Origin of the sequence: Kingella bonacorsii, from assembly GCF_016623605.1 — a bacterium.
Taxonomy (GTDB): domain Bacteria; phylum Pseudomonadota; class Gammaproteobacteria; order Burkholderiales; family Neisseriaceae; genus Kingella_B; species Kingella_B oralis.
Genome location: NZ_JAEHNZ010000001.1, coordinates 737384 through 757115 on the forward strand (window position 1 = coordinate 737384; position 19732 = coordinate 757115).

Consider the following 19732-nt stretch of genomic DNA (forward strand, 5'->3'; position numbering starts at 1 on the left):
TTATTTCAATCGGCATAGGGTGTATGGCTTTGCCACACACCGTTTGTTAAGCATTGCTAGATAGAAACCTTTGCAGGTAGGTCGGGCATTTATGCCCGACATTTTTAGGTGTAGTGTATTCTAAGTGTCGGGCATAAATGCCCGACCTACAACAACAGTTTTTACAATCGTTTCTGAATATCCAACAAGATTCCCGCCTGCGCGGGAATGACGGCGGGTGGGTGCGTTTATCGTGTGGCAAAGGTTTCAGGCTGCCTCAAATGGAGCAGCGATGGCTCGTCGCCAAAATGTTGAATAAGCCAGCTATGCCCACCTTTCGCCGAGTTATTTTCAGGCTGCCTCCCCCAAAAGCAGCCTGAAACGTTGTTTGGTGTGGCGTAAATAAATGCGCTGATTAAGCGCGGGCGCGAGAGGGAGGCAGCCTGAAATGCTTACCCCGCGCTCCCTACGGCTTGCTTGCAAGCCGTGCGCTGGCAAAATTGGGGGCGGGCAATGGCTGGATGAGGCGTTTCAGGCTGCTTTGGTGTGCGTGATAAGGCAGCCTGAAATGGCTTTATGGCTTAAACCCAAACAGCCATGTTTTCAGGGCGATGCGCATTTTGCGCGGGTTGGGGATGCGGATTTTGTAGCGCAACACGTTGGCGAGCCCGTCGCGTTCTATTTCTAGCAGCAGCGCGTGGTAGATGCTTGCCATGATGAGCCCTGCTTTTTGCGCTTTTTTGTCGGCAGCGGGCAGCAGGGCGACGGCTTGGCGGTAGCTTTCGCGGGCGCGGTTGAACTGAAATTGCATCAGGGTGGCAAATTCGGGCGTGGGCGTGGCGGCGAGGATGCTGGTTTCGCTGACGCCAAACTGGGAGAGTTCGTCTTGCGGCAGGTAGATGCGCCCCATGCGTGCGTCTTCGCCGACATCGCGGATGATGTTGGTCAGTTGCAGGGCAAGCCCGAGTGTTTCAGCGTAGCGCAGGGTGGCATCTTGCATGTAGCCGAGAATGCGGGCGATGAGCCGCCCGACTACGCCTGCCACGCGGTAGCAGTAGTATTGCAGGTCGTCAAAGGTGGCGTAGCGGCTGTGGTGCAAGTCCATTTCCATGCCGTTGATGATGTCGGCAAGCTCGCTTTCGGGCAGCCTGAAAACGGGTTGGATGGCGCGCAGGGCTTGGTTGACGGGATGCTCGGGCGCGGCGTTGGCTTGGAAGACTTTGGACAAATCTTGTCGCCACCATGCGAGCGTGGCGCGGGCAACGCTAGGGTCGCTGTATTCGTCTGCAATGTCGTCCAGCTCGCGGCAATAGGCGTAAAGGACGGTGATGGCATCGCGTTGCGCGGGGGGGAGGAAGCGGAAGCTGGCGAGGAAGTTGGAATGGCTGGTTTGGGCTTTTTCGCGGCAGTAGTCTAGGGGTTGCATGGCGGTGGGCTTGTGTGTTGATGGGGCGTATTTTAACGTTTTTTAACGGGCTGGGTTTGTTTACAATGCGTATTTTATGGCGGCAGGGCAAGCGCGTTGAGGCAGCCTGAAAGGGGGCTTATGGTTGCAATGCCGTTTTCAGGCTGCCTGATGATGGCGCGTGGGGATGGATAACATTTTGATAGATAACGAAAGGCAACAGTATGACGATTTATTTTCTCGGCGGCGGCAATATGGCGGCGGCGATTGTGGCGGGCTTGCATCGCGCGGGGCGAGCAGGCGAAGTGCACGTTACCAATCGCGGCGCAGCCAAGCGCGAGGCGTTGGCGGCGCGCTATGGCGTGGCGGTGTCGGAGCGGCAGCCTGAAATCGGCGCGGATGATGTGTTGATTTTGGCGGTGAAGCCGCAGGATATGCGGGCGGCTTGCGCGGATGTGCAGCCCAATGGCGCGTTGGTGATTTCGCTAGCGGCGGGGTTGAGCGTGGCAACGCTGTCGCGCTATTTGGGCGGCACGCGACGGCTGGTGCGCGTGATGCCGAACACGCCTGCGCAGGTGGGCGAGGGCGTGGCGGGGCTGTTTGCCGATGGCGCGGTGAACGCGGCGGACAGGGCTGCCGCCGAAGCGATTATCGCCGCGTCGTGCCGTTTGACGTTTTGGTTGGACGACGAGGCGCAGATGCACGCGGTTACGGCGGTGTCGGGCAGCGGTTCAGCGTATGTGTTTTACTTGATGCACGCCTTGCAGCAGGCGGCGCAGGGCTTGGGCTTTGGCGCGGACGCGGCGCGGGCGTTGAGCTTGCAAACGTTTCGCGGCGCGGTGGAACTGGCGGCGCAATCGGGCGCGGATTTTGCCACGTTGCAAGATGCGGTTACCAGCAAGGGCGGCACGACGTTTGCCGCGCTGGAAACGTTCCGCCGGCGGGCGGTGGCGGAACATTTGCGCGAGGGGGTGAATGCGGCAGCGGCGCGGTCGGTGGCGTTGGGGCGGGAGGTGGGGTGAGGCGGGGGCAGAGACAGCCTGAAAGCGCGTTTATTCAATGGAAACCGTTTGGTGTTGTGCCAAGCGGTTTTGTGTTTTCAGGCTGCCTTTTTGGCTTAACCACAATGGCAGCCTGAAATCTAAAATGGCGTGGCGACGGCTCGTCGCCCAATCGCCCAATGATGTATTGAATAGCGTTGCACTGATTGCCATCTTGTCGGCGAGCCGCCGATGTTCCATTTTAGCTTCGCCACTCCGCTTCGCTACGCAGGCTGCCTGAAACGCGGTTTAGCAAATGTTTATCCGTAGGTCGGGCATTGATGCCCGACAAACACGAACATTTATATACGCCGCAACGAAAAACGTCGGGCATCAATGCCCGATCTACTACTGTTACATACGATGCTTAAACGCGGGCGCAAACATAAGCCAGCCTGAAACGCTTGCCCAGCGCCCCTACGGCTTGCTGGCAAGCCGTGCGCTGGCAAAAATAAGGCGGGATGCTGCATGATGAGGCGTTTCAGGCTGCCTAAATGAAACATTGGCGACTCGCCGACATCTTGTTTACCAACTGCGCAATTTGGTTCAACACACTATTTGAGCGATGAGCCGTCGCCGCCCATTTTTGGCAGCCTGAAACCCGCCCCGCCGCCATGCTAAAATCGCCCCCTTTTTAACCTAACCTCATCCCCGAAAGCCACCCATGCAAGACCCGCACCAATCGCTGGAAAACCTCGCCGCCCCCGCCACGCAGCAATTTATCGCGCAAGAACACGCCGCCACGCTTGCCCGCTTCTGTCAATCGCCCGAATACGCCGCCCTGCGCGATGCCATCCTTGCCCAGCTGCAAGACGAGCGCCAAATCCCGTTTTGCCAAGAACACCGTGCGCGGATGTATCACTTCCACCAATCGCCCGAGTTCCCCAAGGGTGTGTATCGCGTGTGCACCGCCGCCAGCTATCGCGCGGGGCTGCCCGAGTGGCAAACGCTGTTTTCGGTGGCGGATTTTGATGAGATTTTGGGCGACGATGTGTATTTAGACGGCGTGTCGCACTATGTGGAGCAGCCTGAAATCGCCTTGCTCACGCTCTCACCCGCAGGCTCGGACGCGGCTTATACGGTGGAATTTAACCTTGCCACGCGCCAAATTGTGCCGAACGGTTTTCACTTTCCGCTGGGCAAAAACCATATTGCGTGGCGCGATGAAAACAGCGCGTGGGTGTGCCCCGCGTGGGACGAACGCCAGCTTACGCCATCGGGCTACCCGCGCGAAGTGTGGCTGATGCGGCGCGGGCAAACGTTTGACCAAGCCCAAGCCATTTTCAGGCAGCCTGAAAACGGCGTAATGGTGCAAGCATGGCGTTACCTAGACCCGCAAGGCGCGCCGATAGACCTTGTGGAATCTGCCACCAGCTTTTTCCAAAAAACCTATTACCAAGTAAGCAAAACAGGCGACCCCCAGCCCCTCGCCCTGCCCAGCGATGCTGACATCGCGGGCTATATTGCGGGGCAACTGGTGGTGCAGCTCAAAAGCGCGTGGCATCGCGCCAACCAAAGCTACCCCGCAGGCAGCCTGATTGCGGTGAAACTCAACAAAGGCACGCTGGGCGCAGCCCAATGCCTGATTACGCCCAACGCCCAGCAAGCGATAGAAAGCGTGGAAACCACCCGCCGCTACATCATCGCCAACCTGCTGGACAACGTTTCAGGCAGCCTGAAAGCATGGCAATGGCAAGAGGGCGCATGGCAAGCCGTTGCCCTGCCCAGCCTGCCACAAGGCGCGATTGAGCTCACCGACCAGCCTTGGGGCGGCGATGTGTTGTATCTGGCCGCCAGCGATTTCACCACCCCGCTCACGCTCTATGCGCTGGATTTGAGCGTGATGGAGCTGAGCGTGATGCGCCGCCAAGTCGCCCAGTTCAACGCCGAAGGCATCACCGTAGAACAGCATCACGCCCCATCCGCCGATGGCACGCCCATCCCCTATTATTGGGTGGGCAAAACCCCGAGGCAGCCTGAAACGCCCACGCTGGTTTATGTGTACGGCGGGTTTAACGTGCCCGAGCTGCCGCACTACATGGGCGCGATTGGCAAGCATTGGCTGGAACAAGGCAACGCCTTTGTGCTGGCCAACATCCGCGGCGGCGGCGAATTCACCGGCTGGCACGAAGCCGCCCAACGCCAACACAAACACAAATCCGTGGACGACCTGCTCGCCGTCGTCGCCCACCTTTGCCGACAAGGTTACAGCCGTGCCCAACGCATCGCCATCCAAGGCGGCAGCAACGGCGGCCTAATCGTCGCCAGCGCGTACACAAGGCAGCCTGAAAACATCGGCGCCATGGTGTGCGAAGTGCCGCTCACCGATATGCTGCGCTACCCGCAGCTCTACGCAGGCGCAAGCTGGATAGAAGAATACGGCGACCCCGCCAACCCCGAAATGCGCGACTACCTCGCCGCCTTCTCCCCCTATCACAACATCAGCGGCAGCCTGAAATACCCCCCCGCCCTCATCACCACCAGCCTCGCCGACGACCGCGTGCACCCCGCCCACGCGCTCAAATTCCACGCCCAACTGCGCGCCCACCACGCCCCCAGCCATCTTTACGCCCCCGCCAGCGGCGGACACACAGGCAACGGCACGCAACAAGAAACCGCCGAAGAACTCGCCTGCGTGTTGCGGTTTCTGGCGGAGACGGTGGGCGAGGGGGGGGGTAAACAACAATAGCGTTTCAGGCTGCCTTTGGTGTTTTGGCGTGTTAAAGGCAGCCTGAAAACCCTGTCAAACCAATCCGCCCAATAATGGCGCGGTGGCAGCTTGCCAACACTTGCTTGCGCCATTCAACAAAAACCCAGCTTGGTGTTGTATCAAACAGAGTTTTGTTAAATAAATTGGCGTTTCAGGCTGCCTAACGCTTCACGACTGTTTAATGCTGCTATCCCCTCCCCTACGTCCAGCCGAACGGAGCATCCTTTTTTCGGGAAAAAGCGTGCGCTTGTTCGACGACGCGCAAAGCGCGGCTAGTTCGCACGCGCCGAAAAAAGGATGCGTAGTGAGGGAAGTTTGGCGCAGCCAAACCTGCACGTCTGGGTCGCCTTTCTTTTGCTTACTTTTCTTTGGCGAAGCAAAGAAAAGTAAGTGCCCCGCTGGCATGAAGCGCATGGTTAAACTAATCGGATGCTTGCCACAAAGCACCAACCCATTTTCAGGCTGCCTCTGATAACCCCAGCATCAAAGGCAGCCTGAAACCCATCTTTACACCCCCACCCCAGCAATGGAACAAAAATTGCTTACCCCTTAACAAAACCCAACAAAATCCTAACAAGACCCACTATAATCCCCCAAAAGAACATTTACTCAAAACAACCATGCCCACCAGCCCAATCACCATCCGCCCCGTCCATCACCCGCCCCCAACTGGCGCACCCAATTTCCCACCTACCTCCAACTGATGCGCGCCGACAAACCCATCGGCACGCTCTTGCTGTTATGGCCCACCCTGTGGGCAATCTGGATTGCCTCTGCAGGCCGCCCCAAGCTCTCCACCGTTGTCCTGTTCGCGCTGGGCACATTCCTGATGCGCAGTGCAGGCTGCGTTGCCAACGACTGGGCAGACCAAGACATCGACCGTCACGTCGCCCGCACGCAAAACCGCCCGTTCGCCCGCAACGCCGTAACCGGGCGCGAAGCCAAGCGACTCATCATCATCCTCTGCCTGCTCGCCGCGCTCTGCCTGATACCGTTCAGCTACACCACATGGCTGATGGCAATCCCCGCGCTGTGCCTCGCGTTCACCTATCCCTTCGCCAAACGCTTTTTCCCCATCCCGCAGCTTTATCTCGGGCTGGCGTTCTCGTTCGGCATCCCCATGGCGTTTGTCGCCATCACAGGCAGCGTGCCCGCTATCGCATGGTGGCTGTTTTTCGCCAACGTATTCTGGACGCTCGCCTACGACACGCTCTACGCCATGGCAGACAAAGAAGACGACCTCAAAATCGGCATCAAAACCTCCGCCATCACCTTCGGCAGCTACGATGCCGAAGCCGCCATGCTCTGCCACGGCATCGCCGACATCCTGATGATACAAGTGGGCAGCCAGCTGGGCGCGGCGTGGGTGTATTGGGCGGCGCTGATACTGGTGGTTTACTGGCAATGGCAGCAATACCTGCGCGTGGAAAGCCGCAACCGCCAAGCCTGCCACGCCGCCTTTTTGGACAACAACCGCATCGGCTGGCTGTGGCTCGCCGCCATTGCCGCCCACTTCGCTTTTTACTAACCGCCAAGCAATAACCCCAACGCCGTGTCGCATGCCAACACGGCGTTTTGCTTTTGCGTTTTCAGGCTGCCTTGATGGCAACGCATAGGCAGCCTGAAAACGCAACAATGCCCCGCGCGAAAAATATTCTGCAAAGTTAGGTTAAAATCGTGTGCAATATCGTAAAATACACCCTTTGCAAAACCCCTTTTCAGGCTGCCTGAAATCCATAAGGAATCCCCTATGACCACCAAAACCCCCACCCTACTCGGCGGCGCGATGATTATCGCAGGCACGATTATCGGCGCCGGCATGCTCGCCAACCCCACCGCCACATCAGGCGTATGGTTCATCGGCTCGCTCGCCGTGCTGCTGTACACATGGTTTTCCATGCTCGCCTCGGGGCTGATGATATTGGAAGCCAACACCCATTACCCCGTGGGCGCAAGTTTTGACACCATCGTGCGCGATTCGCTCGGCAAAGGCTGGAACATCGTCAACGGGCTGGGCGTTGCCTTCGTGCTGTATCTGCTTACCTACGCCTATATTTTCGTGGGCGGGCGGCTCACCACCGTTGCGCTCGGCTTCAACCCCGATAGCACGCTCTGGATTGGGCAACTCGCTTTCTTCATCATCTTTGCAGGCTGCGTGTGGTATTCCGCGCGCTTGGTGGACAGACTGTCCAGCATTCTCATCGGCGGCATGGTCATCACCTTTATCTGGGCAACCGGCGGGCTGCTGAACACCGCGCAACTGCCCATCCTGCTCAACAGCGCCGCCCCCGAAAACACCAGCTATTGGATTTACCTCGGCACCGCGCTGCCCGTGTGCCTTGCCTCGTTCGGCTTTCACGGCAACGTGTCCAGCCTGTATAAATACTTCAACGGCGATGCGCCCAAAGTCGCCCGCGCCTTGTGGATAGGCACGCTCATCGCGCTGGTGATTTACGCGCTGTGGCAGCTCGCCATCCAAGGCAACCTGCCGCGCAACGCCTTCGCGCCCGTTATCCAAGCCGACGGCGACGTTGCTGTGCTGATTGGCGAGCTGTCTAAATTTGTTACCACCGGCAGCATGGCGAAAATCTTGGCATTCTTTTCCTATATGGCGATTGCCACCTCGTTTTTGGGCGTAACGCTCGGCTTGTTTGACTATTTGAGCGATATGTTCGGCTTCGACAACAGCCGCATCGGGCGCACCAAAACCGCCGCCATCACCTTCCTGCCGCCGCTGGTTGCCTGCCTGCTGTATCCCTTGGGCTTTGTGGGCGTTATCGGCTATGTGGGCTTGGCGGCGACGATATGGGTTGCCATCGTGCCTGCCCTGCTGCTGCGCGCGGTGCGCAAAAAGTTTGGCGCAGGCAAAGGCTTCCAAGTATTCGGCGGCACTTGGCTGGTGATTTGGGTGCTGCTGTTCGGCTTGGCAAATATCGTCGCCCAGCTGCTCAGCCGCGCCGAGATTTTGCCCGTGTTTAAAGGCTAAACCGTTTTCAGGCTGCCTTGCATTTGCCCGTCAGGCGCGCAAGGCAGCCTGAAATCCATTTATCATCGTTTTTAAAGGAAAAACCATGTTTGCCAAATCCTTATTAGCCGTAACCCTGTTCGCCACCATCGGCGTTCAGGCCGCGCCGTTGTCCTACAAAACCCAAACCGCGCATGCCAAAACCAACTGCACCAAAGTGAGCGACGAAAAAGAACCACGCTGCCACGAGCTCACCGTTGCCTATCCACAAACGGGCGACAAAACGCTGGACGCATGGGCGTTGGCAGCAATCAGAAAATCTGTCGGCGCCAAAGACTTGTCCGCCAACGGTTTGAAAAAATTTTTAACGAGAAGCAAAGACGTTGCGGAAACCAATAAAGAAAACAGAACATTGCGCCAAGGCGAATACCCCTGCTTCTTGGATTACATCCGCACGCTGGAACTGGAAGGTCAAACGCCGCAATACGCGGTGTTCGGCATGGAAGAATGGGAATACACCTGCGGCGCACACGGCAACGGCAACCATGGTTTCATCGTATTGAAGCGCGGCGAAGCCAAAATCAAACCCGTTGCGTTAAAAGACATTTTGCTGCCCAAGCAGATGGCGAAGCTGGTGGCGTTGCAAAAAGCGGGCTATGTGAACTATTTGCAAACCGACGCCGAATACAGCGAAAAAGAAGCGCGCGAATATGTGGCCGAATACAACCAAGATTTCAAAGGCACGGACAACTGGCGTTTTGCCAAAGGCGGCTTGGTGTTCTTGTTCCAAAGCTATGAAATCGGCGCGTATGCGATTGGCCGCCCCGAGATTTTCCTTTCCAGCCAGCAGTTAAAAGGCATCGTTAAGCCCGAGATTTTGCGCGAGGCGGCGCAGTATCAAGTGAACCCCAAAATCGCCAAGCAAGAACAAGAATGGCAAGCGGCGAAAGAGGCTGCGAAAAAAGAGCAGCAACAGCAGGCGAAGTAGGTTGGGCTGTTGATTGCTGAATATATTTTCAGGCTGCCTTTATTGCTCACATAATAGGCAGCCTGAAATCATAAAAGGAACAACTCATGAGACATCTTGTACTACCCGCTAAAATCATCGGCGTATTGTGGTTTGTCTTTGCCATCACCATTCTCCCGTCGCTCCAATCGTTGAACCAACAAGGGGAGTTGTTGGTGTTCGCGCTCAACGTGTTAGGCGCAGCCAGCATCGCTTTTGTTTACGGGCATAGCCGTGGCAAAAAAGGCTTAACCGCAGGCTGGATTGGCAAAGTGTTCTTAGCGTTGCTTGTACTGCTGCCCTTGATAGCCATGAGCAGCGCGCCGTTGCTGAATATATTGTTTACTATGGCGATGGCGGCTGCGTTTATTGTGCTGTTTTTGTATCTGCCTTACCGCGCAGGCAGCAAGCTGGGCTATCGGGAATACGAAGCCGCAGAAGACGAGTAGGCAGCCTGAAAACCGCTTGCCTACACCACGCCATATTGCGCGCGATACGCCCGCATCGGCTCAACAAACTGCGCCAACTCCGCGCTGCCGCCTTGTTCCAACAGCGCAAACAAATCCAGCAAATTGGCAATCGCCACCACGGGCAAACCGTATTGCGTTTGCACTTCTTGCACCGCAGACTGCTCGCCCGTGCCTTTTTCCATGCGGTCTAACGCAATCGCCACGCCCGCGGGGGTTGCGCCCGCTTGTCGGATAAGGTTCACGCTTTCGCGCACGGAAGTGCCCGCGGAAATCACATCGTCGATAATCAAAACGCGCCCTTGGAGCGGCGCGCCCACCAGCGTACCGCCTTCGCCGTGGTCTTTGGCTTCTTTGCGGTTGTAGGCAAAGGGCACGTTGATGCCGCGTTCCGCCAGCATCATGGCGGTGGCGGCAGCGAGGATGATGCCCTTGTAGGCAGGGCCGAACAGCATATCAAACCGAACTTGGCTTTCCACAATCGCTTGGGCGTAAAACTTGGCGAGCGCGAGCGTGGACGCGCCGTCGTTAAACAAGCCTGCGTTGAAGAAATAGGGCGATTGGCGGCCTGCCTTGGTGGTGAATTCGCCGAATTTGAGTACGTTTTGGCGCAGGGCAAATTGCAGGAAGTCTTGGCGGAATTGGCTCATGATAATGTCCTTATAAGTTGGGATAGAGTGGGCAATATTGGGGCAGATGGCTTTTACCGTTGATTAAAATAGCGATGATTCAACGTTGCCAAGCCCTTGTGCGACATTCGCACACGGCAGGCGTTGTCGCTTGATGTTGGAAACCGTCGCGTTGTTTACGCATTTTCAGGCTGCCTGTTCACATTCAAACTACAACACCGCCATCGGATAACTCCCCACCACCTTCACAAATGCCGCCGTCTCGCACAGTTGCGCCAACGCCGCCTGCACGCGCTCATCCAGCTCGTGCCCCTCAATATCAATGAAAAACAGGTATTCCCAAAGCCCCGTGCGGCTGGGGCGGCTTTCAAATTTCGTGAGCGAAATGCCCGCCCGCGTTAAAGGCTCAATCACGCGATGCAGCATCCCCACCTGATTGGGCGCGCTCACAATCAGCGTGGTCTTATCCTTGCCGCTCGCCGTCGTATCCTGATGCCCCAGCACCAAAAAGCGCGTGGTGTTGTTCGGCTCGTCTTCAATGTTTTCCGCGATTTTCGTCAAGCCATAAATTTCCGCCGCCGTTTGGCTGGCAATCGCCGCCACATTCTCATCCAACTGCGCCAAGCGCGCCGCCTCGCCATTGCTGGACACCGCCACGCGCTGCACATCGCCGCCCAAATGCGCGTTTAACCAAAATTGGCATTGCGCCAACGCCTGTGCGTGCGCATACACCTTCTTCACGTTTTTCAGGCTGCCTGAAACACTCAACAAATGATGATGAATCCGCAGCACCACTTCACCGCAAGCGCGCAACGGCGTGTTTACCAGCAAATCCAAAGTGCGCCCCACCGAGCCTTCGGTAGAATTTTCCACCGGCGCAACCACATAATCCGCCTGTCGCGCCTCCACCAAGCGCACGCTGTCATCCACCGTGGTGCAAGGCACGGTAACCGCTGCATGACCAAAATGCTTAATCGCCGCCATTTGCGTAAACGTGCCCATCGGGCCCAAATAAGCAATCGTCAGCGGACGTTCTACCGCCAAACACTCGCTCATCACCTCGCGGAACAAACGCGCCACCCCCTCATCCGGCAAAGGCCCCTCGTTCAAATCCTTAATCCGCAGCAACACCTGCGCCTCGCGCTCGGGACGATACACCGCCCCCGTGCCTTTCAGCGCGCCAATCGCCCGCGCATGCGTTGCCCGCTCGTTGAGCAAAGTTAAAATTTGCCGGTCAATCGCATCAATCGCATTGCGGTGTGGCAACAATTTATTATCCATCGACATCGTTCTAGCCCAAAGCAAAAGTGCACATTTTACCGAAATCGCGCCGTTTATAGTGAATTCAATTGGAATGGGCACAAGGCGGCAAAGCATTGTAATCGCGCAAATTTGATTCACAGTATGCAGGATAATTTTCAGGCTGCCTTTGCATGGGCGGCATTGCAGTTCCCGGCATGGGCAAGCATAGGCAAACCCGCCCGCCCAAACATTGCGGCAGCCTGAAAACAGGATTTCGCTTGCGCCTTCCCAACACGCCCCATGCCCGCACACAAGCAGCCCTCCCGGCAAAGCGAAAACTTGCCCAACGCCCCAGCAAAACGGTATGATTACGCCCGTTTGCAGCCATTTGCTGCGCGTGTTTTTATCTAGAAAAGGGTAGCTCTATGAAACTTCGCTCCATTTTAACTTTGGCAACAGCCGCAGCCTTATTGACTGCGTGTTCCGCTGCCAAAAATTCCGCGCCCGTTGTGGCGGGCAATGGCGTAGGCGGCAGCAGCACCGCATCGCCCTACACCCCAAGCACCGCCACCCCCTACGACGGCACCGGCGCAGGCACAACCGCCGGCGCGGGCAATCCCTACGGCGCAACGCCCTACACGCCCACCCCGTCCACCGTTTACACCCCAAGCACCCCCAGCACGCCCGTTGCCAGCGGCAGCGCATACAGCCACCCGGCAGGCGCTTACCCCAGCGTGGATGTGAACGCCACCTTCCACCAAGTCGCCCCCGGCGACACCTTATACAACATCGCCAAACGCTATGGCGTGAGCCAAGACAACATCCGCGCATGGAACAACCTGCCCGACGACACCGTAAAATTGGGGACCAGCCTGCGGGTAAAGCCCACTAGCGCGAGCGGCGCATCATACGGGAACACCAGTTCAGCCACAGGCAGCTACCGAGTAGTTTCAGGCGACACGCTGTACAGCATCGCCCAACGCCACGGCATGACCGTAAGCCAGCTTCGCGCGGTAAACCATCTGCAAGACGAAAACCTACGCGTGGGACAAACCTTGCGCGTAACCAGCGCAGCCGTTGCCGGCACACCCGTTGTGCACACAACGCCTGCGGTTACCGCCACAACCAACATAACCCCCCCGCCAACGCCAACTATTGCCGCATCCGGCAAAACCGCCAGCCACGCAGGGCTGACATGGCAAAACCCGCTGGCGGGCGCGAGTATCGGCAAAGCGTTTAGCAGCAGCACGCGCGGCGTAGAGCTGCAAGGCTCGGCAAACCAAACCGTTGTCGCCGCCGCCGACGGGCAAGTGATTTTCAGCGGCAACGGCCCGCGCGGCTACGGCAAGCTGGTGGTGGTGCAACACAGCCCCAATTTGCTCACCGCATACAGCAACGGCGACAACCTGATTGTGAAAGAGCAAGAGCGCGTGAAACGCGGGCAATCGCTCGCGCGGCTGGGCAGCGCAGGCAAACTGCATTTTGAAGTGCGCGAAAACGGCACGCCTGTAAACCCGAGCAACTACATCCCGTTCTAAACGGGCAGCACAGCAGGCAAGGGGATGGTTTCCTTGCCTGTTTTTGTTTTTCAGGCTGCCTAATAGGGCAAGGGAGGCAGCCTGAAAACCCAATACCGCAATCCAGCCCAAACCGAAAGCAGCCCACCCATGATTATCGTGATGCAACCGCACGCCAGCGAAGCCGCCGTGCAAAACGTCGTCCAATTTATCCGCGCCCAAGGCTTGACCGAACACCTGTCGCGCGGCACCGAACACACCATCATCGGCGCGGTCGGCGACGAGCGCGTGTTTGACGCCGCCCAAATCGAAGCCCTGCCCGAAGTGGAACGCGCCATCCGCATCATGCAAGACTGGCGCATCATCAGCCGCGAAGCATGGGCGGATGACAGCCAAATCATCATCCGCGGCATTCCGTTCGGCGGCACAAACGCGCCGCAAACCATCGCCTACATCGGCAGCCTGAAAACCACAGGTCTCAACGAAGTTAAAACGGGCAAAGCGAGTTCCTGCGCAGCAGAAACCGAAGGCGGCAACGAAACCGAAACAAGCAAACCCCAATCCCACACGGCTGAAATAAGCGAAGTGCACGCCCCCGCCGTGCTGCTGGACCCCTTCTATCTCCCCGCCAATCCCTACGCCCCCGACAACAACGCCGGCGAAGCCGACATCGCCCGCCAACTGCAACACATCAGCGCCCATTGGCACCGCGCGCAAAAAGCCGTTGCCGTTCGCATCCGCGACAGCGCGCACATCCAAGCCGCGCTCAACGCCGAAGCCGATTTGCTCTATTTGGGCGGCGAACTCATCAACAACCGCCATATCCTGCACGAACTGGGCAGCCTGAATGTGCCCGTTGTCGTTTGCAAAGACATCCACCACACCGTGCGCGACTGGCTGATTGCCGCCGAACAAATCGCGCTGCGCGGCAACCAGCACATCCTGCTGGGCGAAGCCGGCACGCTGAGTCTGCACAGCGCGCCCGTCCGCCTGGACGTGGAAGCCATCGCCCAAGCCAAGCAGCAAAGCCACCTGCCCGTGCTGGCAAACATCAGCACGCTCGCCCACCGCCATATGCCCGTCGCCACCCTGCGCCGGCTCGCCATCGCCGCAGGCGCAGACGTGATTATTGAATAGGCAGCCTGAAAACCAAAATAGAACCGCAACGGCTCATTTGCCCAATCATTATCCCAAAGGCAGCCTGAAAACGAACACAGCAATTTCAGCGAAGCCCAACCCATCCACCCAAACCATCCCCAACCGCCATGCCCCAAAAAGCCCCCATCCGCAAACGCATCGCCCGTATTTTCAAACTCCTGATTTGGCTCTACCACACAGGACGCAACCTGCGCCAGCTTGACAACGCCACCGACGAACAACGCGCCGCCACCCTGCGCCACATGGGGCAAAGCTGCCTAGACACGCTCGGCATCCAAATCCACGCCAGCCCCAGCCCCAGCCCCGCGCAACACGGTCTGCTTATCGCCGCCAACCACGTCTCATGGCTGGACATCTTCGTGATTACCGCCCTCTATCCCGCCAGCTTCATCGCCATGCAGGAACTCAAAAACTGGCCCGTCATCGGCAAAATGGTTACCAACGCAGGCACGGTATACATCGACCGCAGCAACCGCAAAGACATCAACATTATCAACGCCGCCATCTCCCGCGTGCTGGATGCCGACGGCAACGTCTGCTTCTTCCCCGAAGCCCGAACCACGCTGGGCAACGGCATGCTCCCGCTCAAAGCCGCCCTGTTTCAGGCTGCCTTAGACAGCAACGCCCCCGTGCAGCCCATCGCCGTGCGTTACTACGATGACGGCGAACGCACCACTGCCGTCTCGTTTGCCAACGCCAACCTATTCCAATCGCTCTGGCGCATCGTTTCCATTGAGCAAATCAACGTCAAAGTAACCATCGCCCCGCAGCTCTTGCCCTGCGATTTGCCCGAGCGCGACCGCTTCTTGCTCAAAGACCAAGTGGAGCAAACCCTGCTGCCGATTGTGTTGTCTGATAGTCCTAATCCCGAGCAAGTGATGCCGTAATTGCAAGCGGAAAACGTTTTCAGGCTGCCTTAATCGCAAAAGGCAGCCTGAAAATTAAAATAGGACGATAACAAAAGCGTGTAGGGTGTGTGAACTTGTTCACGCACCGCTTGGCAATGGCTAAACGGTGCATGGCAAAGCCACACACTCTACGTGTATCGTTATTATTTTGATTGATACGTTTTCAGGCTGCCGCAATCACCAAAGGCAGCCTGAAAACCATCCCTGCCTACTTATCCTTATTCCGCCCAAACCGCCCCTTCAACCCCGCGCCCAAGCCCACCGCTGCCAGCGCAATAATCTTGCCAAACTTCACAAAAAACGCGCCAATCACCGCCAGCAAGCCCAGCTTTTTCGCCGCCACGCCGCCGATTAACGCCGCCAAACCATATTCCGCCACCTTATCCGTGGTCGCGTTAAAGTCCGCATAGCGCAAGCCTTGGTTGAACTCAATATTGCTCAACAGCTCCCGCGCCACAGGCTTCATCTTGTCAATCTCTTTCAAATCCGTAATCAGCGTTAGGTTGATGTAGCCTTTTCTGCCCAGTTGAAACGTGTTGTAGTTCACCGCAGGGTTTTCATCCTTGCCGCCTTTTTCATACACATCAATGGACCAAATCAAACGATGCGTTGCCGCATCATACTGCGGTTTTTCAATCCAGCCGCGCGTTTCCGTTTCCGCCAACCCTTTGGATTTGCGCACTTTATTTTGCTCTTCGTTGCCCGCTTTCAGCTCGCTGAGCATGGATTCCGTGTCCCATTCTTTTGCGTCATCGTCTTTGATGTAGCCTGAATCCACATAATCCAAATCCACCCACCAAGTAACATCTTCGCCCTCTTTTACCTCGGGCAATATCAAGCCATAGCGGTTGGGATTAGAACTGTTGCCATGCTCCACCATCAGCGCATTCGCCGCGTCTTTTTTGATGAACAACATCCCCGCAGGCAGTTTCAGGCTGCCTTCCGCGCCCAAAGGAATGGTGGCAGGGCCTTTGATGGTGTCCTCATCCACGCCGTTTTCTTCGGCTGGCTTGGAGGCGGCTTTTTCGGCTTGCTTGCCGTTATTCGCCTGTTTGGTTCGGTTGGCATGCTTACGCGCCGCCTCTTGGGCACTTTTTTCCAACTGCGATTGCCCCGCCGTATTCGGTTCATCGCCCGCCTGATTCGCCGCAACACCCGCCGCCGAAGACAACGCCAACAGCGCACACAAAACCGCGCCAGCCAATTTTTTCTGATTCAATGTAGTCATAAAATCATCTTTCAAAATAAGAACCGCGTGCATCCCATGCCAACACGAGGCTAAAAACGTTTTCAGGCTGCCTCAATATCAGAGGCAGCCTGAATTTTAACCTAAAAACAGAAATCTTAACAAAAATTATCGTATGCTTAACGAGCAATACAGGTTCTAATACTCCCGCCGCTCTTGGCAGCCAGAAACCAACGCCTGCAAATCGCGCGGCAACAAAATACGGATATGCTTATGCTCCACATCAATCAAGCCATCTTGCTTAAATTTAGACAGCGTGCGGCTCACTGTTTCCAGTTTCAGCCCCAAATAGCTGCCGATTTCCTCGCGCGACATCCGCAAAATAAAATCGTTCGCCGCAAAACCGCGCACATACAAACGATCCGACAAATTCAGCAAAAACATCGCCAGCCGCTCTTCCGCCCGCATATTGCCCAAAAGCAGCATCACCGTTTGGTTACGCACAATCTCGCGGCTCATCAAGCGCAAAACGTGCAGATAAAGCTGCGGGATTTTCTCGCTCAACTCGTCGATTTGGTCAAATGGCAGCTCGCACACCTCGCTGTCTTCCAGCGCCACCGCGTCGCAAGCATATTTGCCCAAGCAAATCCCGTCCGTGCCCACCAATTCGCCCGACATAAAAAAGCCCGTAACTTGGTCGCGCCCGTCTTGCGTGCTCACCGCCGTTTTGAAAAATCCCGTGCGGATGGCAAACAAAGAAGTGAACGTTTCCCCCGCATGAAATAAGAATTCTCCTCTCTTTACACGGCGATTTTGTTTCAACACTGCGCCAATTTGGTTAAAATCCTCCTCTTGAAACCCAACGGGCATACAGATTTCTTTTAATGAACAGTGTGTGCATTGCGTTTTGCAAATGGGCAGCCTTGACATAATTCTTTGTAGTCCTGAATAGTTAGTTGGTCTAGTTATATTGTCTAATTGATAAAACTTTACATTGCTTGTAAAGCCAACGCTAATTTTAACAAAATTTGATTAAAAGCAAAATCATTTACTTAACCACCACCATGAAAACCATCACCATCGCACCACACACACCCACGCTGTTTGACTTTGACCGCGAACTCATTGCTAGCCTGCCCGCCAGCGGCCCGCGCTATACATCTTACCCCACCGCCGACCGCTTCCATGACGGTTTCAGGCAGCCTGAATACGTTTCCGTGCTGGAAAACACGCTTTCAGGCAGCCTGAAACCCGTTTCGCTGTATGTGCACATTCCGTTTTGCAACGTGATTTGCTACTACTGCGGCTGCAACAAAGTTATCACCAAAGACACCCGCAAAGCCGATGAATACTTAACCTATCTGGAAAAAGAAATGGCTCTGCTCGCCCCGCATTTGCACGGCAAGCACCAACTTGCCCAACTTCATTTCGGTGGCGGCACGCCCACGTTTTTGAGCGATGCGCAGTTGGAGCGCGTATTTCGCCTAATCCGCGAGCATTTTGAATTGCTGCCCGACGGCGAATATTCCATTGAAATCGACCCGCGCAAGGTGAGCCGCGAGAGCGTGTTCAAACTGGGCGAACTGGGCTTTAACCGCATGAGCGTGGGCATCCAAGATTTTGACCCCAAAGTTCAGGCTGCCGTAAACCGCATCCAAACGGTGGAAGAAACGCGCGAAGTGATTGATGCCGCGCGCGAAGCAGGGTTCAAATCCATCAGCGTGGATTTGATTTACGGGCTGCCACATCAATCGGTGGCAAGCATCAAGCCCACGCTGGACACCGTGCTCTCGCTCTCGCCCGACCGCCTTGCGCTGTATCACTACGCGCATCTGCCGCATATTTTCAAGCCGCAGCGGCGCATCGACACCAACGCCGTGCCCAGCAGCGAAGAAAAATTGGACATTCTGCAATACGCGGTGCAGCTGCTGGACGAGCGCGGCTATGTGTTTATCGGCATGGACCATTTTGCCAAGCCCGAAGACGAGCTGGCGATTGCGTTGCGCGAAGGGCGTTTGCAGCGCAATTTCCAAGGCTATTCCACTTATGCCGATTGCGATTTGGTGGCGATTGGCGTGAGCAGCATCGGCAAAATTGGCAACACATACAGCCAAAACCAGCGCGATTTAAACGATTACTACGCCGATTTGGACGCGGGCAAACTGCCTGTAATGCGCGGCTATGAGTTGAACGCTGATGACGTGATGCGCCGCCAAATTATCCAAGATTTGATGTGCCGCTTTGCGCTGGAACTGGTGGATTATCAGCCCAATTTTGCCGAATACTTTGCCGAGGAAATCCCCGATTTGCAGCGCTTCGCCGCGCTGGGCTTGATTGAATGGCAGCCTGAAACAGGCAGCCTGAAAGTTACCCCAAAAGGGCGGTTTTTGATTCGCAACATCGCCATGATTTTTGATTACTACTTGCGGCATAAGGAAACCAAAGCCAAGTATTCGCAGACGGTTTAAAGCAGATTTTCAGGCTGCCTATTGCGCGTAAACAATAGGCAGCCTGAAAACGCAAGCAGAGCAAGGCGCACATATTGTTATCCATCCAAAAAGGAAACCCCATGACCCAACAATTCATCGCCGATGCCAGCTTTTGGCAACTGTTCCCACAAGCCCAGCTCGCCGTGCTGATATTAGACAACATCAACAACCAAGGCGAATCCAGCCCCGCCATCAAACAGCTTTTGGCAGAAGCCAACCTCGCCGCCAAAAAGTATCTCACCGCCGAACAGCTAAGCCAAAACCCCGCCGTTGCCGTGTGGCGGGAAGCCTATCAGCAATTTAAAACCAAAAAAGGCGTACGCAGCAGCATAGAAGCCCTGCTCAAACGCATAGAGCAAGGCAAAGGCGTAGGCAGCATCAACCCGTTGGTGGACATCTACAACGCCGCTAGTCTCACATACGGCTTGCCCTGCGGCGCGGAAGATATTGACACCTTTGTAGGCAGCCTGAAACTGCACATCACCCAAGGCGGCGACGAATTTTACGCACTCGGCGACGAAGAAAACTCGCCCACGCTGGCAGGCGAACTCTGCTACACCGACGATGCGGGCGCAGTGTGCCGCTGTTTCAACTGGCGCGACGGCAAACGCACCATGATTACAGCAACCAGCCGCCGCGCGTTTGTCGTGCTGGAATATCCCAACGCCAGCCGCCGCGCCGATTTGGAAGCCGCGCTTGCCGACATCGCCCGCCACGCGCAAGCCGAGCTGGGCGCAAGCGTTGTGCGCCAAGCTGTTTTGACTGCCGACAATCCTGCCATTGACTTGAATTAACCGTTTGCTTTTGCCAGCGCACGGCTTGCCAGCAAGCCGTAGGAGCGCGGGAAAAGTTTCAGGCTGCCTCACATCGCGCCCGCGCCTAAGCAGCCTGAAAACGCCACAACCCCCAAAGGCAGCCTGCATAATGAAGCCAAGACCAAAGGCAGCCTGAAAATCACCCAAACGGCTTTTCAGGCTGCCTAACACATCCGTTCAATGCCACTCAGCCCATCCGCAAAATCCCCAAAGGAC

At 56.4% G+C, this 19732-nt stretch carries 17 protein-coding genes; 11 read left to right on the forward strand and 6 right to left on the reverse strand.

Annotated features, from left to right (window positions below; genetic code table 11):
• Positions 1–553: 553 nt before the first annotated feature.
• Positions 554–1405 (reverse strand): presqualene diphosphate synthase HpnD, encoded by an 852-nt coding sequence (gene hpnD, locus JDW22_RS03885; RefSeq protein ID WP_200521784.1) that lies wholly within the window; start codon positions 1403–1405, stop codon positions 554–556.
• Between the two features lie 203 nt (positions 1406–1608).
• Between hpnD and proC the strand changes: the two genes are divergently transcribed.
• Positions 1609–2406 carry a pyrroline-5-carboxylate reductase gene (proC, locus tag JDW22_RS03890; RefSeq protein ID WP_200521785.1) on the forward strand — a complete coding sequence of 266 codons (798 nt, stop codon included), beginning with the start codon at positions 1609–1611 and terminating at the stop codon, positions 2404–2406.
• A 30-nt stretch (positions 2407–2436) separates the two neighbouring features.
• Here proC and JDW22_RS03895 read toward each other — a convergent pair whose 3' ends face one another.
• On the reverse strand, positions 2437–2625 hold the full coding sequence (locus JDW22_RS03895; RefSeq protein ID WP_200521786.1) for a hypothetical protein: 189 nt from the start codon (positions 2623–2625) through the stop codon (positions 2437–2439).
• Positions 2626–3088: 463 nt separating this feature from the next.
• Between JDW22_RS03895 and JDW22_RS03900 the strand changes: the two genes are divergently transcribed.
• From JDW22_RS03900 to JDW22_RS03920, 5 genes are all read left to right on the forward strand, one after another.
• On the forward strand, positions 3089–5113 hold the full coding sequence (locus JDW22_RS03900) for a prolyl oligopeptidase family serine peptidase (protein ID WP_200521787.1): 2025 nt from the start codon (positions 3089–3091) through the stop codon (positions 5111–5113).
• Between the two features lie 721 nt (positions 5114–5834).
• The gene (gene ubiA, locus JDW22_RS03905; protein WP_268884212.1) at positions 5835–6662 is read left to right on the forward strand and encodes a 4-hydroxybenzoate octaprenyltransferase; all 828 of its coding nucleotides are present in this window, start codon (positions 5835–5837) and stop codon (positions 6660–6662) included.
• 222 nt (positions 6663–6884) lie between these two features.
• Entirely contained in the window at positions 6885–8120 is a 1236-nt protein-coding gene (locus JDW22_RS03910) for an aromatic amino acid transporter (protein ID WP_200521789.1), read from the forward strand.
• 85 nt (positions 8121–8205) lie between these two features.
• Positions 8206–9087, forward strand: a complete 882-nt coding sequence (locus JDW22_RS03915; RefSeq protein WP_200521790.1) for an RsiV family protein — start codon at positions 8206–8208, stop codon at positions 9085–9087.
• An 86-nt stretch (positions 9088–9173) separates the two neighbouring features.
• A complete protein-coding gene (locus tag JDW22_RS03920; RefSeq protein WP_200521791.1) occupies positions 9174–9554 on the forward strand; it encodes a hypothetical protein in 381 nt (126 codons plus the stop codon).
• A 20-nt stretch (positions 9555–9574) separates the two neighbouring features.
• On the opposite strand, the gene pyrE is transcribed toward JDW22_RS03920, so the two are convergent.
• On the reverse strand, positions 9575–10222 hold the full coding sequence (gene pyrE, locus JDW22_RS03925) for an orotate phosphoribosyltransferase (RefSeq protein WP_003794426.1): 648 nt from the start codon (positions 10220–10222) through the stop codon (positions 9575–9577).
• Between the two features lie 189 nt (positions 10223–10411).
• Complete coding sequence (gene pheA, locus JDW22_RS03930; protein WP_200521792.1) at positions 10412–11488, reverse strand: prephenate dehydratase; 1077 nt, start codon at positions 11486–11488, stop codon at positions 10412–10414.
• Between the two features lie 380 nt (positions 11489–11868).
• On the opposite strand from pheA, the gene JDW22_RS03935 reads away from it, so the two are divergent.
• From JDW22_RS03935 to JDW22_RS03945, 3 genes are all read left to right on the forward strand, one after another.
• Positions 11869–12981 (forward strand): LysM peptidoglycan-binding domain-containing protein, encoded by a 1113-nt coding sequence (locus JDW22_RS03935; RefSeq protein ID WP_200521793.1) that lies wholly within the window; start codon positions 11869–11871, stop codon positions 12979–12981.
• A 129-nt stretch (positions 12982–13110) separates the two neighbouring features.
• Positions 13111–14097, forward strand: a complete 987-nt coding sequence (locus JDW22_RS03940; RefSeq protein WP_200521794.1) for a 3-deoxy-D-arabino-heptulosonate 7-phosphate synthase — start codon at positions 13111–13113, stop codon at positions 14095–14097.
• 128 nt (positions 14098–14225) lie between these two features.
• The gene (locus JDW22_RS03945) at positions 14226–15005 is read left to right on the forward strand and encodes a 1-acylglycerol-3-phosphate O-acyltransferase (protein WP_200521795.1); all 780 of its coding nucleotides are present in this window, start codon (positions 14226–14228) and stop codon (positions 15003–15005) included.
• A gap of 229 nt (positions 15006–15234) precedes the next feature.
• On the opposite strand, the gene JDW22_RS03950 is transcribed toward JDW22_RS03945, so the two are convergent.
• Both JDW22_RS03950 and fnr read right to left on the reverse strand, forming a co-directional pair.
• Positions 15235–16254: a DUF2167 domain-containing protein gene (locus JDW22_RS03950; RefSeq protein WP_200521796.1), complete on the reverse strand. Its 1020-nt coding sequence runs from the start codon at positions 16252–16254 to the stop codon at positions 15235–15237.
• A 156-nt stretch (positions 16255–16410) separates the two neighbouring features.
• Positions 16411–17142 carry a fumarate/nitrate reduction transcriptional regulator Fnr gene (gene fnr, locus JDW22_RS03955; protein WP_040558134.1) on the reverse strand — a complete coding sequence of 244 codons (732 nt, stop codon included), beginning with the start codon at positions 17140–17142 and terminating at the stop codon, positions 16411–16413.
• Positions 17143–17276: 134 nt separating this feature from the next.
• On the opposite strand from fnr, the gene hemN reads away from it, so the two are divergent.
• Positions 17277–18680: an oxygen-independent coproporphyrinogen III oxidase gene (gene hemN / locus JDW22_RS03960; protein ID WP_200521797.1), complete on the forward strand. Its 1404-nt coding sequence runs from the start codon at positions 17277–17279 to the stop codon at positions 18678–18680.
• 101 nt (positions 18681–18781) lie between these two features.
• A complete protein-coding gene (locus tag JDW22_RS03965) occupies positions 18782–19495 on the forward strand; it encodes a B3/B4 domain-containing protein (RefSeq protein ID WP_200521798.1) in 714 nt (237 codons plus the stop codon).
• Positions 19496–19732: the final 237 nt, after the last annotated feature.

Coding starts and splice junctions, on each gene's coding strand:
- hpnD (WP_200521784.1), bottom strand. CDS start 1,405: ATGCAACCCCTAGACTACTGCCGCGAAAAAGCCCAAACCAGCCATTCC.
- proC (WP_200521785.1), top strand. CDS start 1,609: ATGACGATTTATTTTCTCGGCGGCGGCAATATGGCGGCGGCGATTGTG.
- JDW22_RS03895 (WP_200521786.1), bottom strand. CDS start 2,625: ATGGAACATCGGCGGCTCGCCGACAAGATGGCAATCAGTGCAACGCTA.
- JDW22_RS03900 (WP_200521787.1), top strand. CDS start 3,089: ATGCAAGACCCGCACCAATCGCTGGAAAACCTCGCCGCCCCCGCCACG.
- JDW22_RS03910 (WP_200521789.1), top strand. CDS start 6,885: ATGACCACCAAAACCCCCACCCTACTCGGCGGCGCGATGATTATCGCA.
- JDW22_RS03915 (WP_200521790.1), top strand. CDS start 8,206: ATGTTTGCCAAATCCTTATTAGCCGTAACCCTGTTCGCCACCATCGGC.
- JDW22_RS03920 (WP_200521791.1), top strand. CDS start 9,174: ATGAGACATCTTGTACTACCCGCTAAAATCATCGGCGTATTGTGGTTT.
- pyrE (WP_003794426.1), bottom strand. CDS start 10,222: ATGAGCCAATTCCGCCAAGACTTCCTGCAATTTGCCCTGCGCCAAAAC.
- pheA (WP_200521792.1), bottom strand. CDS start 11,488: ATGTCGATGGATAATAAATTGTTGCCACACCGCAATGCGATTGATGCG.
- JDW22_RS03935 (WP_200521793.1), top strand. CDS start 11,869: ATGAAACTTCGCTCCATTTTAACTTTGGCAACAGCCGCAGCCTTATTG.
- JDW22_RS03940 (WP_200521794.1), top strand. CDS start 13,111: ATGATTATCGTGATGCAACCGCACGCCAGCGAAGCCGCCGTGCAAAAC.
- JDW22_RS03945 (WP_200521795.1), top strand. CDS start 14,226: ATGCCCCAAAAAGCCCCCATCCGCAAACGCATCGCCCGTATTTTCAAA.
- JDW22_RS03950 (WP_200521796.1), bottom strand. CDS start 16,254: ATGACTACATTGAATCAGAAAAAATTGGCTGGCGCGGTTTTGTGTGCG.
- fnr (WP_040558134.1), bottom strand. CDS start 17,142: ATGTCAAGGCTGCCCATTTGCAAAACGCAATGCACACACTGTTCATTA.
- hemN (WP_200521797.1), top strand. CDS start 17,277: ATGAAAACCATCACCATCGCACCACACACACCCACGCTGTTTGACTTT.
- JDW22_RS03965 (WP_200521798.1), top strand. CDS start 18,782: ATGACCCAACAATTCATCGCCGATGCCAGCTTTTGGCAACTGTTCCCA.